This window comes from Phenylobacterium sp., from assembly GCF_035276905.1.
Lineage (GTDB): Bacteria > Pseudomonadota > Alphaproteobacteria > Caulobacterales > Caulobacteraceae > Phenylobacterium.
In genome coordinates, this window is the sequence record NZ_DATELG010000316.1 from 1 (window position 1) to 13,460 (window position 13,460).

At 69.3% G+C, this 13,460-nt stretch carries 14 protein-coding genes; 6 read left to right on the forward strand and 8 right to left on the reverse strand.

Features of this window, described 5'->3' with window-relative positions:
- From VJS38_RS14805 to VJS38_RS14825, 5 genes are all read left to right on the forward strand, one after another.
- The coding region (locus VJS38_RS14805; protein WP_324088919.1) for an MFS transporter at positions 1-1,061 on the forward strand (1,061 nt) is incomplete at its 5' end.
- Position 1,062: 1 nt separating this feature from the next.
- Entirely contained in the window at positions 1,063-2,046 is a 984-nt protein-coding gene (locus tag VJS38_RS14810) for a 3-hydroxyacyl-CoA dehydrogenase NAD-binding domain-containing protein (RefSeq protein WP_324088920.1), read from the forward strand.
- Positions 2,039-2,974: a 3-keto-5-aminohexanoate cleavage protein gene (locus tag VJS38_RS14815; protein WP_324088921.1), complete on the forward strand. Its 936-nt coding sequence runs from the start codon at positions 2,039-2,041 to the stop codon at positions 2,972-2,974. The genes VJS38_RS14810 and VJS38_RS14815 overlap by 8 nt, the downstream gene beginning before the upstream one ends.
- Before the next feature lies 1 nt (position 2,975).
- Complete coding sequence (locus VJS38_RS14820) at positions 2,976-4,121, forward strand: zinc-binding dehydrogenase (protein ID WP_324088922.1); 1,146 nt, start codon at positions 2,976-2,978, stop codon at positions 4,119-4,121.
- Between the two features lie 72 nt (positions 4,122-4,193).
- Positions 4,194-5,897, forward strand: a complete 1,704-nt coding sequence (locus VJS38_RS14825) for an acyl-CoA dehydrogenase family protein (protein WP_324088923.1) — start codon at positions 4,194-4,196, stop codon at positions 5,895-5,897.
- A 22-nt stretch (positions 5,898-5,919) separates the two neighbouring features.
- Here VJS38_RS14825 and pcaC read toward each other — a convergent pair whose 3' ends face one another.
- From pcaC to pobA, 8 genes are read right to left on the reverse strand one after another with little or no spacing between them, the layout of a single operon-like run.
- Positions 5,920-6,309: a 4-carboxymuconolactone decarboxylase gene (gene pcaC, locus VJS38_RS14830; RefSeq protein ID WP_324088924.1), complete on the reverse strand. Its 390-nt coding sequence runs from the start codon at positions 6,307-6,309 to the stop codon at positions 5,920-5,922.
- Entirely contained in the window at positions 6,309-7,097 is a 789-nt protein-coding gene (pcaD, locus tag VJS38_RS14835) for a 3-oxoadipate enol-lactonase (protein ID WP_324088925.1), read from the reverse strand. Before pcaD ends, pcaC begins: the two co-directional genes overlap by 1 nt.
- A complete protein-coding gene (gene pcaB, locus VJS38_RS14840; RefSeq protein ID WP_324088926.1) occupies positions 7,094-8,248 on the reverse strand; it encodes a 3-carboxy-cis,cis-muconate cycloisomerase in 1,155 nt (384 codons plus the stop codon). The genes pcaD and pcaB overlap by 4 nt, the downstream gene beginning before the upstream one ends.
- Before the next feature lies 1 nt (position 8,249).
- Positions 8,250-8,900, reverse strand: coding sequence for a protocatechuate 3,4-dioxygenase subunit alpha (gene pcaG / locus VJS38_RS14845; protein WP_324088927.1), 651 nt, complete (start codon positions 8,898-8,900; stop codon positions 8,250-8,252).
- Positions 8,897-9,655, reverse strand: a complete 759-nt coding sequence (gene pcaH, locus VJS38_RS14850) for a protocatechuate 3,4-dioxygenase subunit beta (protein ID WP_324088928.1) — start codon at positions 9,653-9,655, stop codon at positions 8,897-8,899. The genes pcaG and pcaH overlap by 4 nt, the downstream gene beginning before the upstream one ends.
- Complete coding sequence (locus VJS38_RS14855; RefSeq protein WP_324088929.1) at positions 9,652-10,299, reverse strand: 3-oxoacid CoA-transferase subunit B; 648 nt, start codon at positions 10,297-10,299, stop codon at positions 9,652-9,654. The genes pcaH and VJS38_RS14855 overlap by 4 nt, the downstream gene beginning before the upstream one ends.
- The gene (locus tag VJS38_RS14860; RefSeq protein ID WP_324088930.1) at positions 10,299-11,009 is read right to left on the reverse strand and encodes a CoA transferase subunit A; all 711 of its coding nucleotides are present in this window, start codon (positions 11,007-11,009) and stop codon (positions 10,299-10,301) included. Before VJS38_RS14860 ends, VJS38_RS14855 begins: the two co-directional genes overlap by 1 nt.
- A 3-nt stretch (positions 11,010-11,012) precedes the next feature.
- A complete protein-coding gene (gene pobA, locus VJS38_RS14865) occupies positions 11,013-12,188 on the reverse strand; it encodes a 4-hydroxybenzoate 3-monooxygenase (RefSeq protein ID WP_324088931.1) in 1,176 nt (391 codons plus the stop codon).
- A gap of 151 nt (positions 12,189-12,339) precedes the next feature.
- Between pobA and VJS38_RS14870 the strand changes: the two genes are divergently transcribed.
- A complete protein-coding gene (locus VJS38_RS14870; protein WP_324088932.1) occupies positions 12,340-13,233 on the forward strand; it encodes a helix-turn-helix domain-containing protein in 894 nt (297 codons plus the stop codon).
- Positions 13,234-13,460: the final 227 nt, after the last annotated feature.

Sequence of the window (13,460 nt, forward strand, 5' to 3'; positions counted from 1 at the left end):
TATCCATGGCCATCCTGATCGCCGGAATCATCCTCGCCTGCGTGTCGCCGTTCGTCGGCCGCCTCGTCGATCGCGTGGGCGTCCGCCGGGTGGTGTCGGTGGCCATGCCGGCGCTGGCGCTGGCGGCGCTCGGCATGTCGATCCTGCCGGGGCGCCTTCCCCTCTACCTTTGCGCCTTCATCGTGCTGCACCTGGCGGGGGCTGGAACCTCGCCGGTGGTCTTTACGCGCCTGGTCGCAGCCCATTTCAAAGTGCACCGCGGTCTGGCGCTCGGCCTGCTGTTGTCCGGCACCGGCATAGCGGCGGCCCTGGCTCCGGCTTTCTTTACGCCGTTCATCGCTGCGCATGGCTGGCGCGAAGGCTACCGCCTGCTCGCCGGCGTATTGCTGGTCGCGCTGCCGATCGTGCTGATCGGCCTTGGCCGGCACGCCAAGGCGACGCAGCCGACGGACGCCACGCACCCGCCCGCCACGTGGCCCCGCACCAGTTTCGTCGTCTTCCTCCGCGACCGGCGGTTTCGGCTGATGCTGATGGCCTTCTTCCTTGTGGCCCTGGGCGTCGCGGGCCTGATCGTGCATTTCGTCCCCATGCTGCTCGACGGCGGCATGGACGCGGCGACGGCAGGCCGGACCGCCGGGCTGATCGGCGTCGCCGTAATCCTGGGACGGATCTTTGCCGGCGCGCTGATCGATCGCATCCATGCCCCGTTCGTGGCGGCCGCGCTGCTCGCCGCCGCCGCCGTCGGCTGCGTGCTTCTGGCGAGCGCCGGCGCCCACCTGGCCGGGGTCGCGGCCGTGCTCATCGGGCTGGCGATGGGCGCCGAGGTCGATCTGATCGGCTTTCTCGTGGCGCGGTACCTGGGGTTGACCGCTTACGGTTCGGCCTACGGCGTTATTTACGGCGCCTTCATCGCCGGAGCGGCGATCAGCCCCTTCCTGGTCGGCCTGTCGTTCGACGTCACGGGCAACTATCGCACGGCGCTGTTCTGCGCCGCCTGGTTGCTGACCGGCGCTACGCTCCTGCTGTCGCGCCTGGGACCCTATCCCGCCGAGGCGGTGTGAAATGAGCGAACTTGGCGATCTTCACGACACCTCCGAACGTCCGATCGATCGGGTGACCGTCGTCGGTTGCGGGATTGTCGGCATCGGCTGGGCCGCGACATTCCTCGCGGGCAACCTGCAGGTCACCTGCGTCGATCCGGCGGCAGGTGCGGAGGCGCGCCTGCGCGACGGCGTCGCGGCGGATCTTCGCCTGCTCCGACTCGATCGCGCGCGGATCGACGAGGCGCTCGATACCCTGCGCTTCGAACCCGATCTCGCCAAGGGCGTGCGCGACGCCGACTGGGTGCAGGAGAACGGGCCGGAGACGGACACGATCAAGCGCCAATTGATCGCCGCCATCTCGCGCGCCGCGCCCGACCATGCCGTGATCGCGTCGAGCACCTCGAGCATCACCGTCAGCGCGATGCAGGCGGACGCAGTTCGGCCCGAGCGGGTGGTGCTGGGGCATCCGTTCATCCCGGTGCCGCTGATGGCGCTGGTCGAAGTGGTCGGAGGCGATCTTACCGCACCGGCCGCGATCGACCGGGCGATCGCCTTCTACCGCTCGATCGGCAAAAGCCCGATCCGACTGAAGCGGGAGGCGCCGGGCCACGTGGCCAACCGCCTGCAGGCGGCGCTCATGCGCGAGGCGTTCCATCTGCTGCAGGAGGGCGTCGCCTCGGCCGAGGACATCGATCTCGCCCTGACGGAAGGACCGGGGCAGCGCTGGGCCGTTTCGGGTCCGTTCGTCAGCCATCATCTGGCTGGCGGCGAGGGCGGCGCGCGGCGCGCCTTTGAGCACCTCGGCCCGGCCTTGCAGGCGATGTGGGAGAACCTGGGCGCGCCGAAGCTCACGGCCGAGCTCCAACAGAAGGTGATCGATGAAATCGCGCAGGGCCTTGCCGTGCGCGGTTCACACGAAAGGGCGGCGGAGCGGGCGCATGTTCTGCGCGCGATCCGTCACGCGAAGAAGACGTTCAAAGAGGGGTGGGGCGACAATGATTAAGGGCGGCAAGGTCATCATCACCTGCGCTGTGACAGGGTCCGTACATACCCCGTCCATGTCGGAGTATCTGCCGATCACTCCCGACGAAATAACGGAACAGGCGGTGGCGGCGGCCGATGCGGGCGCGGCGATCCTGCATCTCCACGCGCGCAATCCGCGTGACGGCAGGCCGACGCCGGACCCTGAAGTCTTCATGCAGTTCCTGCCTCGGATCAGGCAGCAATGCGATGCGGTGGTCAACATCACGACGGGCGGCTCGATCGGCATGTCGATGGATGAGAGGCTCGCCGCCGCGCGCAGGGCCGAGCCCGAATTGACGTCGATGAACATGGGCACCATGAATTTCGGCGTGTTCCTGGGCGCGGAGAAGATCACCCAGTGGAAACACGATTGGGAAAAGAGCTTTCTCGAAGCCTCTCGCCGAACGCCGATGAGCAATACGTTCGAACAAATTGAAATGGCGGCGACGGAACTTAGCGGCCGCTTCGGCACGCGCTTCGAATTCGAATGTTACGACGTCAGCCACCTCTATACCCTTGCCCATTTCGCGGATCGCGGCGTGGTGAAGCCGCCGTTCCTGGTGCAATGCGTGCTTGGGGTCTTGGGCGGCATCGGCGCGGAGCCCGAGAACCTGGTCCATATGGTCGGGGTGGCCGACAAGCTTTTCGGCCAGGATTGGCATCTGTCCGTATTGGGGGCAGGGCGCCATCAAATGCCCTTGGCCGTGGTGAGCGCCGCGCTCGGCGGCCATGTGCGCGTCGGATTGGAGGACAGCCTGATGCTGGGCCGGGGGCGGCTGGCCAAGTCGAACGCGGAGCAGGTGACGAAAATCCGGAATATTCTGGAGGAAATGGGCCGTGAAATCGCCACGCCCGATGAAGCGCGGGCGATGCTTCAGCTAAAAGGGGGCGACAATGTTGCTTTCTAGCGTGACCAGCCAGATGCAGCGCGAAGGGATCACGGGCCTCGAATTGCGCTCCACGGTCACGTCGGATCGCCGGCTGATCCTCTCGCTGGAACCCGTGAGGCTTCGTCCGCCTGCGGCGCACGAAGTGGTGGTGGCCGTGCAGGCCGCCCCGCTCAATCCCTCCGACCTGGGTCTTCTTCTGGGGCCGGCGGACCTGGCGACGATCGCCGTCGAGGGGCCGGCGGAACGGCCGAGACTGACGGCCGCCATCCCTGAACACGCCATGGCGTCCTTGTCGGCGCGCATCGATCAGCCGATGAGCGTGGGCAATGAAGGCGCCGGAACGGTGGTGGCGGCTGGCTCGGCGGTTGGTCACCTGTTGGGCCGGAAAGTCGCGATGTTCGGCGGGGCTATGTACGCCCAGTTCCGCAAACTGCCGGCCGCCGATTGCGTCGTCCTGCCTGATGGGGCCAGCGCCGCCGATGGGGCGTCGATGTTCGTCAATCCCCTGACCGCGCTCGCCATGGTCGAGACGATGCGGGACGAAGGGCATCGGGCGCTGGTTCATACGGCCGCCGCCTCAAATCTGGGCCAGATGCTGAACCGGCTATGCCTCGCCGAGGGGGTCCCGCTGGTCAATATCGTCCGCAGCGATCTGCAAGCAGAGCGGCTGCGATCCGCCGGCGCCGGCCACGTCGTCGACAGCAGCTCTGCCGACTTCGCGCAACGTCTGGAGGATGCGATAGCGTCCACCGGGGCGACCATCGCCTTCGACGCCGTCGGCGGCGGAGGTCTCGTCGATGCAATTCTCCACGCCATGGAGCGGTCGCTGAGCCGGCCGGCCGGGGCGTTCAGCCGATATGGCTCGACCACGCTGAAGCAAGTCTATCTCTACGGTTCGCTCGATCCCGGCCCGACCATACTGAACCGCACCTATGGGATGGCTTGGCGCATCGGCGGGTTCTTGTTGACCCCGTTCCTCGACAGGATCGGCCCCGCCGGGGTCGCCCGCCTGCGCGACCGTGTGGCGGCCGAACTCAAGACGACCTTCGCAAGCAACTATACCGCCACCATTTCCCTTCGCGAAATGCTGGACCCTCGGCATCTGTCTGCATTCGCCCGGCGCGCGACCGGAGAGAAGTATCTGGTCGACCCCAGTCTGCCATAGCGGCGAGCTTTATCTGTGGGTCTGCCTGGCCGGCCGGCTGGCAAGGCGCAGGCCGAACAAGAGGACAGTTAGATGAGAGGCGTTGTTCCGCGCGCCAATACCCGGCTGCTCGCGATGCAATTCGAGGCGGCGCCGGGCCTGGCCCGGCTGCGGGCGCTGAAGGAGAGTTTCGGCGCGGCGACGCCGGATCTGGTGCAGGCCGTGCTCGACGAAGCGGCGCGCTTTGCGTCCGACTTTCTGGCGCCGCTGAACGAAGTCGGGGATCGCGAGGGATGCGCCCTCGTGGGCGGTCGCGTACGCACTCCGCCAGGCCATCGCGAGGCGTACGAGGCCTATGTCGCCGGCGGCTGGCCGACGCTGGACCAGCCGATTGCCGAAGGCGGCCAAGGCCTGCCGCTGGCGCTCGCCTTCGCCGTGCAGGAGCTCTTCGATCGCGACTGTCCCGCATTCGGTATGCTGCCGGTGCCGCAGCGGTCGGCCGCACGGCTGATCGCAGCCCATGGCGATGCGCAGATGAAGGCGGAATGGCTTTCGCCGCTCGCCTCCGGCGCCTGGGCCGCCACAATCTGCATCTCCGAGGCGGAGGCCGGTTCGGACGTGGGCCGCCTGCGCACCCGCGCCGAGCCGCTCGGCAATGGCGAATGGGCGATCACGGGCGAAAAGACCTGGATCTCGTTCGGCGATCATGACCTTGCGGCGCGGATCGGCCATTGCCTGCTGGCCCGGACGGCGACGGCCGACGGGCTCAGCCTCTTCCTCGTCCCAGACCGCTTCGGCGAAGCGCGCAACGGCGTCGTCGTGCGGCGGATCGAGGAGAAGCTGGGCCTCCACGCCTCGCCGACCTGCGCGCTCGGCTTCGAGGCCGCACGCGGTCGACTGATCGGCGCCGAGGGGCGGGGCCTGCAGCAGATGTTCGTGATGATTACGAACATGCGGCTCGCCACCGGCGCGCAGGGCCTGGCCATTGCGGCCGGAGCGGCTGATCTGGCCCTGGCCTATGCGCGTGAGCGGCGGCAGGGCGGCGGGGCCGCTGGGCCGATCCCGATCAACCGCCACGCGGACGTGCAACGCATGTTGCTGCAGCAGGCCGCCAAGGTGGAGGTGTTGCGCGGCTTGCTGCTGGCGGCGGCGAACCTGGGCGATCTGGCGGCGTGTGAGACGCAGGAGGAGGAGCGCAAGGATGCGGCGGCGTTGCTGCAATGGCTCCTGCCGCTGGTCAAGACCACAGGCGGCGAATTCGCCTTCGATGTCGCAAGCGACGCGGTTCAAGTGCTGGGCGGCGCGGGCTATACGCGCGAATGGCCCGCCGAGCAGATGCTGCGCGATGCGCGCGTCCTGACGATTTTCGAGGGCACGACAGGCATGCAGGCGTTGGACCTGCTTCACCGCAGGCTACGCGGCGACCGGCGCGGCCTGCGGGTGTTCCTGACCCGGGCCCGCAAGGACGCCGCTGCGAATGCTGCCGCGGGGCAGTTGCTGTCGACGCTCGACCTGCTGGAGGACGCCGCCGAACGCCTCGCCGAGATGCCCCATCCGGCGGCGGAGGCCGGGGCGACGGCTTTCCTGCAGCTGGCGGCGCTGGCGGCGACCGGCTGGATAGCGGCGCGGCTCGCTGGCCTCGACGAGGTGGGCCACGAAGCCGAGCGGCTGCGCGCCGCCGGGCGGCATTGGCTGGCCCAGATGTCCGCCCGCGCCGCCGTATGGCATGCCCAAAGCACTGCGGGCTTGGCCTTGATCGAAGGATTTGCGGCGATCGACGCCGACGGAGGCGGCTGACGCAGGCCGGCTGCGCGCGGGATTATGACGCCTCGCTGGAGCTTGCGCCGGCGATTTCGCTGAGCAGAGCGAAGGCGCTGTTGGCCGCCGGCACGCCGCAGTAGACGGCGCTCTGCAGGATCACCTCCTTGAGCAGCTCAGGCGCGACGCCGTGGTCGAGCGCGGCCTTCAGATGCATCTTCAGCTCGCCCTCGCGGTTGAGCGCGATCAGCATGGCGACGGTGAGCAGCCGGCGTGTCGAATGGTCGATCGCAGGCCGGGTCCAGATCTCGCCCCAGGCCAGGCGAGTGATCAGGTCCTGGAACTCGGCGGTCAGCGGGGTGGTGTTGGCGATGGCCCGGTCGACATGGGCCTCGCCCAGCACGCTGCGGCGGGTCTGCATGCCCAGCGCATGACGTTCGCGTTCATCCATCAGGCGGTCTCCAGGTGGGCGCGCAGAGCTGCGGTGAAGGCTTCGGGCTGTTCGAGATTGGAGAGGTGGGCGGCGGGCAGGATCTCGAGCCGCGTCCCGGAGATGGCTCGGGCCAGGGCCGCGGACTTGTCGGGCGGCGTGGAGACGTCGCGTTCGCCGCCGATCACCAGGGTCGGGGCGGCGATGCGGCCAAGCTTCCCCGTCAGGTCGGCGTCGCGCAGCGCCGCGCAGCAGCCGGCGTATCCGACGGCGCTGTTCGCCAGCAGGCCGGCGCGGGCCTCCGCCACGAGCTCGGGGCGTTCCGTGCGGAAGGCGTCCGAAAAGAACCGCTCCATCGCCGTCTCGGCGATGGCGCTCATACCCTCCAAGAGCACCAGGCGCCGCCGCGTCTCCCAGCTGTCCCAGGTCCCGATACGGGACGCGGTGTTCGCCAGCGTCAGGCTCATGACCCGCTCCGGCGCGTTGACGCCGAGCCACTGGCCGACGAGGCCGCCCAGCGACAGGCCGCACACATGCGCGGCGGGCACGCCTGCCGTATCGAGGACGGCCAGGGCGTCGCGACCGAGCTGTTCGATCGTGTAGTCGCCGTCCGGCGCGTCCGATCCGCCATGGCCGCGCGCGTCGTACGTGAGGCAGCGGAACGCGCCATGCAGCGCAGCCGTCTGGGCGTCCCAAAGCCGCCGTGTGCAGCCGATCGAGTTCAGGAAAAGCAGCGCCGGCGCCTCTCGCGCTCCCTCGGATTCCGCGATGATCCGGATGTCGTCCGCGGTTTCGACCTGAAGCCTCACGCCCGGCTCCGGGTCGCGGCCAGGGCGCGCGCGACCAGCGCGGGCGCTTCGCCGATGTCGTCGCCGACCTTCGCCGCTGCGAGGTTCTCGGCCATGCGCTCGGGATGGATCTCCAGCCCCTCGGCCGCAGCCGCCATCGCCGCCAGCGCGCCGTGCGCAATGCAAAAGAGCTCCGTCAGCACCGGGCCCTCCGCCTGCCAGCCGCCGAGCCCGCGCTCGTGCTCCTGCGGCAGGGCCGAGAGGATGGCGGCGGCGAGGTGCGGGGCCCGCAGGGCGGCCGAGCGCGCCACCTGGCAGCCGGTCGGATTGCGCTTGTGCGCCATCGCGGACGAGCCGCCGCGGCCGGCCACGCGCGGCTCGAAAACCTCGCCCACCTCGGCTTGGGAGAGCAGGGCGATGTCGAACGCCATCTTCCCAAGCGCGCCCACGAGGATGGCGAGGGCGCCGGCGAGGCCTGCGACGCCCTCGCGGCGCGCGTGCCAGGGCGCGGCGGGGACCGGCAGATCGAGCGCCGCGCCGAGCCGCTCGGCCACGGCGAAGGCCCTCCCGCCCAGGCTGTCGAGCGCGCCCGCGGCGCCTCCGAATTGCAGCGCCACAGCCGTCTCGGCCTCGCCGACCAGACGCTTGAGGGCCGCCTCGACTCCCGACATCCAGGCGACCAGCTTCAGTCCGAAGGTGATCGGCCGCGCCGGTTGCAGCAGGGTGCGCCCCAACATCGGGGTGGCGGCGTGCGTGTCCGCCAGCTGCGCCAGCGCCTTCACCAGGCGCTCGCCGTCGCGGCGGATCAGCGCCAGGCCCCTGCGCGCCTGGAGCATCAGGGCGGTGTCGGCGACGTCCTGGCTGGTGGCGCCCATATGCACCTTGGCCGCAGCCGCAGGATCGTCGGCAAGCCGCAGGCGCAGCTCGGCCACCAGCGGGATCGCCAGCGTGCCGGCGTGGGCGGCCGCCTCGGCCAGGGCCGCGACGTCCGGAAGCTGTTCGCAGGCGGCGGCGATCGCGGCCGCCTCGGCCTCGCTCAGCAGGCCCTCCGCGGCCTGCGCGCGGGCCAGTTCGCGCTCGAAGTCCAGCGCCGCCCGCACCAGCATCTCGTCGCCGAAGACCTCCAGCATCTCCGGTGTCGAGGCGCCGAGTTCGCGGATCAGCGAGACCATCTCAGAACTCGAGGAAGACGGTCTCGCCGTCGCCCTGCAGGCGGACGTCGAACCGCCAGACCCCGCCGTCGCGTCGGGCGATCAGCGTCTCGCGCCGGGGCTCCGGGACCAGGGCGAGGATCGGATCCTCGGCGTTGGCCGCCTCGCCGTCGAAGTAGATGCGCGTGACCAGCCGCTTCAGCAGCCCGCGCCCGAAAATTCCCACCGCGATGTGCGGCGCCTGCAGGGCGTCGCCCACCCCCGGGACGCGGCCGGGCTTCAGGGTGCGGAACCGGAAGACCCCGTCGACGCCGGTCGAGGCGCGGCCGAAACCGATGAAGTTGGGATCCAGCGCCGCCGCCTCGCGCGCGTCCGCGTCCGAGGCGTAGCGGCCCTGCGGATTGGCCTGCCAGATCTCGACGAGCGCGTCGGGGATCGGCTGGCCGTCGCCGTCGCGGACGCATCCCACGATCTCGATCGGCTCGCCCGCAGCCGGCTCGCGGGCGGTTTGCGTGGGGCCGAGCAGGTAGTGCCCCGCCGGGATCACGTCGAGCCGTGCGCCCAGTTCGCCCTCGCCGGCGACCAGGTCGGCGCCGCCCTTCCAGGGCAACCCGTAATGGAAGAAGGGCCCGACCGTCTGCCAGGGCGTCTGCTTGAAGGTCTCGGCGCTCATGGCTGGGTCTCGAAGGGCGTGGCCTGACGGCCGCGCAGGACGATATCGAAGATGTAGCTCAGGGCGAACGCTTCCTGGGTGGTTTCGATGTCGAAGCGGCTGACCATCCGCTCGCGCGCCTCGCCCGGGGCGGCGTTGGCGATCGGGTCGATCGGGATCAGCGGATCGCCGGGAAAGTACATCTGGGTCACCAGCCGGGTGGCGAAGGCCGGGCCGAACAGCGAGAAGTGGATGTGCTCCGGCCGCCAGGCGTTCTTGTGGTTGCCCCAGGGATAGGCGCCCGGCTTGATGCTGACGAAGCGGTAGCGGCCCGCGTCGTCGGTGATCACGCGGCCGACGCCCGTGAAGTTGGGGTCAAGCGGCGCGTCCCATTGGTCGCGGGCGTGGATGTAGCGGCCGGCGGCGTTGGCCTGCCAGACCTCGACCACGGTGCGCGGGACGGGCCGGCCGTTCTCGTCCAGCACCCGGCCGGAGACGATGATCCGCTGGCCGAGCGGTTCGCCCTTGTGCTGCTTCGTCAGGTCGAGCATGGCCGGGCCGAGGAGCCGGTCCCAGACGGCGCCCGGGCCGGTGACTTCGGTCAGGGTCTGGGGAATGCGCACCAGCGGCAGGCTCGGCGAGCGCTTCACCGTCGAGGCGTAAGGCGGATAGAGGCTGGGCGTCTGGTCCGGCGCCTCGGGATTGTAGGGGATCACGTGCACGTTCGGGCCTCTTGGCTGATGGTGCGGATTTGCGCGGGCGAAGGCTTCGGTCATGCGCGGATCGCCACCGTGTAGTCTGCGCCGGTCTTCGCCAGGACTTCCTCCTCGGAGACGCCCGGCGCCAGCGCGATGAGCGTCAGTCCGCCGCCCTTGCGGTCGACGTCGAAAACCGCAAGGTCGGTGATGATCAGGTCGATGCAGCCCTGACCGGTCAGCGGAAGGGTGCAGGCTTTCAGGATTTTCGGCTCGCCGGCCTTGGAGATGTGCTCCATCACGACGATCACCCGCTTGACGCCCGCCACCAGGTCCATGGCTCCGCCCATCCCCTTCACCATCTTGCCGGGGATGGTCCAGTTGGCGATGTCGCCGGTCTCGGAGACCTCCATGGCGCCCAGGACCGACAGGTCGATGTGGCCGCCGCGGATCATGGCGAAACTGTCGGCGGAGCTGAAGAAGCTGGAGTCCGGCAGCTCGGTGATGGTCTGCTTGCCGGCGTTGATCAGGTCAGGGTCGGCGTCCTCCTCGAAGGGGAACGGTCCCATGCCCAGCATGCCGTTCTCGCTCTGGAGCGTGACGTTCACCCCGGCGGGGATGTGGTTGGCGACCAGGGTCGGGATGCCGATGCCCAGGTTCACATAGAAGCCGTCGCGCAGCTCGGCGGCGGCGCGGGCGGCCATCTGATCTCTCGTCCAGGGCATTACGCAGTCTCCCGGGGGCGGGTCGTCAGCTTTTCGATCCGCTTCTCGTTGACGGTGCTCCGGACGATCCGGTCGACGTAGATGCCGGGCGTGTGCACGCAGTCGGGATCGAATGTCCCGGGCTCGACGATCTCCTCGGCCTCGACGACGGTGATCCGGCCGGCGGTCGCCATGTTCGGATTGAAGTTCCGCGCCGTCTTGCGATACTGCAGGTTGCCTGCGGTGTCGGCCCGCCAGGCCTTGACGATGGCGAGATCGGCCCGCAGCCAGGTCTCGCGGATATAGGTCTCGCCCTCGAAGACCTCGTGCGGCTTGCCCTCGGCGACCACCGTGCCCACTCCGGTCCGGGTGTAGAAGGCCGCGATGCCGGCGCCGCCGGCGCGGATCCGCTCGGCCAGCGTACCCTGCGGGTTGAGCTCCAGCTCCAGCTCGCCGGAGAGGTGCTGCTGCTCGAAGAGCTTGTTCTCGCCGACATAGGACGAGATCATCTTCTTCACCTGCCGGTTCTTCAGCAGCATCCACAGGCCGAAGCCGTCGGCGCCGGCGTTGTTGGAAATCACCGTCAGGTCCTTGACGCCGGAGTTGCGGATCACCGGGACCAGGCTCTCAGGGTTGCCGCAGAGCCCGAAGCCGCCCGACATGATGGTCATCCCGTCGAACAGCACGCCCTCCAGGGCGGCCTCGGGACTGTCGTAGATCTTGCTTGGCATCGGTTACTCCAACGGCAGGCCGACATAGTTCTCCGCGAACGCCGCCTGGGCGGTCGACGAACTGCGGATATAGGCGAGCTCAGCGGTCTGGATGCGCCGGTCGAAGGCGTCCATCTGCGGGAAGCGGTGCGTCAGGCTGGTGAACCACCAGGAGAAGCGTTCCGCCTTCCAGACCCGTGCGAGCGCCCGCTGCGAGTAGCCATCGAGGCCCCGCTCCGAGCCGGTCTCGTAGAACTCGCAGAGCGCCTCGTTGAGCATGATGACGTCGGAGGCGGCGAGGTTGAGGCCCTTGGCGCCGGTCGGCGGCACGATATGGGCGGCGTCTCCGGCCAGGAACAGGCGGCCGTAACGCATCGGCTCGGTCACGAAGCTGCGCAAGGGGGCGATGCTCTTCTCGAACGCAGGACCGCGCACGACATTGGCCCCCGCCTCCGGACCCAGCCGCAGGCACACCTCGTCCCAGAAGCGCTCGTCGGGCCAAGCCTCGAGGGGCTCGTCCAGTGCGCACTGGATATAGTAGCGGCTGCGGGTGGGCGAGCGCATGCTGGCGAGCGCGAAGCCGCGCGCGTGGTTGCAGTAGATCAGCTCCTCGGCGCAGGGCGGCACGTCGGCCAGCACGCCCAACCAGCCGAACGGATAGACGCGTTCGAAGGTGCGCAGGATCTCCGCCGGAATCGCGCGGCGGCTGACGCCGTGGAAACCGTCGCAGCCGGCGATGAAATCGCAGGCCAGCCGGTGCTCGGCGCCGCCCTTGCGCCAGCCCACCGCCGCGGCGGAGCCGCGCAGCTCGTGCAGCGCGACATCCTCGGCCTCGAAGACGATCCGCAGTCCGCGCTGCTCGGCGGCGTCGAAGAGGTCCTTCATCACCTCCTGCTGGCCATAGACGGTCACGGCGCGTCCGCCGGTCAGTTCGGCCATGTCGACATGAAAGAGTTCACCGTCGGAGACGATGTTCGTGCCGCCGTGGGTCAGGCCCTCGCGCCGCAGCCGTGCGTCCAGACCCAGGCGCGCCATCAGGTCCACCGTGACCTGCTCCAGCACCCCGGCGCGCACCCGGCCTTCGACATAGGCGCGATCGCGCCGCTCGAGCACCACGCAGTCGATCCCTGCCTGGTGCAGGAGCAGTGCGAGGAAGAGGCCCGCTGGACCTGCTCCGACGATAGCGACTTGCGTTTTCATCCAGCCTCCCGGCGCCGCCGGTCCTGCGCCAGCGTGTCCGGAGGAGGGTAGACCGCCGGGGCGAGGATGCGATGGATGGCGCGCCCAAAATCTTGGACTTTTCGGACGCGGTTATTGCTTTTCCGACCGGCGTCGGGGCAGGCTGTCGGTCGTGAGCCGAGACGGAATACCCCGCTTTTTCCTCTATGGAGAGCCGCCCCAGCATGTGGGCGAGCGTTTCCTGCACCTGGAGGCGCTGGACGATCGCTCGCGCCCGGCGAACTGGAATATTCGCCCGCACACCCACGCCAACCTCAGCCACGTCTTCCACATCGCCGAGGGCGGCGGCGAGATGCGGGCGGACGCCGCGGCGATCGCGTTCGAGGCGCCCTGCCTGCTGCTGGTGCCGGCCGGCGTCGTGCACGGCTTCAGCTGGGCGCGCGAGACGCATGGCTCGGTGTTGACCGTCTTTGACGGCTACTTTCACGACGTCGTGCAGCGAGCGCGGGATCTTTCGATGATCTTCGCCAAGCCGGCGGCGTTGCCGGGCGCCGGCGGAGTGGCGATCAGCGACGCCTTTGAGCGCCTGAAGCGCGAACTCGCCTGGACGGCGCCCGGTCACCATGTAGCCGTCGAGGCGCTGTTGCTGACGATTTTGGTCGAGGCGCTGCGCCTGGCGCACTACACGGCCGCAGACGCGCCCAGCGCCGCCGGGCCGCGCCCGGCGCTGGTCGCCCGCTTCCGCGCGATGGTCGAGGCGCGCTACCGCGACGACCTCGGCGTCGAGGCCTACGCCGAGGCGCTCCACGTTCATCCCAAACGGCTGCGGAGCGCCTGCCTTGAGGTCGCGGGCATGCCGCCGGCCCGCATCATCCAGGACCGCCGGCTGCTCGAGGCGAAACGCCTGCTGCTGTACTCCAACATGACCGTGGCCGAGACCGCTTACGACCTGGGCTTCCAGGACCCGGCCTATTTCACGCGCTTATTCACGCGACGCTGCACGGTCTCGCCCCGCCGCTTCCGGCAGGGGGTGTTCGGCGAAGTCCCGGATCCGCAGCGTACCTAGCAGCCGAATGCGAATGGGTCCGCGCGCGGCTTGGCGCTTGCCGGTCATAATGGTATGTATTACGTACAATCTGCGACCAACCGCAAATTGCGCCGCGCCATGACGCGAAGCTCGGAGGAAACGGGATGCAGGGATCGGCGAGGCGGCTGAAGTTCGGCGGTCGCGAGGCGCAGGCGACCTTCGAGCGGCGCAATCCGGTGACCGGCGAGGTCGCGACCATCGCGCCC

Bases quoted from the DNA above. Each gene is read 5' to 3' on its own strand.
- VJS38_RS14810 (WP_324088920.1), top strand. From the start codon at position 1,063: ATGAGCGAACTTGGCGATCTTCACGACACCTCCGAACGTCCGATCGAT.
- VJS38_RS14815 (WP_324088921.1), top strand. From the start codon at position 2,039: ATGATTAAGGGCGGCAAGGTCATCATCACCTGCGCTGTGACAGGGTCC.
- VJS38_RS14825 (WP_324088923.1), top strand. From the start codon at position 4,194: ATGAGAGGCGTTGTTCCGCGCGCCAATACCCGGCTGCTCGCGATGCAA.
- pcaC (WP_324088924.1), bottom strand. From the start codon at position 6,309: ATGGATGAACGCGAACGTCATGCGCTGGGCATGCAGACCCGCCGCAGC.
- pcaB (WP_324088926.1), bottom strand. From the start codon at position 8,248: ATGGTCTCGCTGATCCGCGAACTCGGCGCCTCGACACCGGAGATGCTG.
- pcaG (WP_324088927.1), bottom strand. From the start codon at position 8,900: ATGAGCGCCGAGACCTTCAAGCAGACGCCCTGGCAGACGGTCGGGCCC.
- pcaH (WP_324088928.1), bottom strand. From the start codon at position 9,655: ATGACCGAAGCCTTCGCCCGCGCAAATCCGCACCATCAGCCAAGAGGC.
- VJS38_RS14855 (WP_324088929.1), bottom strand. From the start codon at position 10,299: ATGCCCTGGACGAGAGATCAGATGGCCGCCCGCGCCGCCGCCGAGCTG.
- VJS38_RS14860 (WP_324088930.1), bottom strand. From the start codon at position 11,009: ATGCCAAGCAAGATCTACGACAGTCCCGAGGCCGCCCTGGAGGGCGTG.
- pobA (WP_324088931.1), bottom strand. From the start codon at position 12,188: ATGAAAACGCAAGTCGCTATCGTCGGAGCAGGTCCAGCGGGCCTCTTC.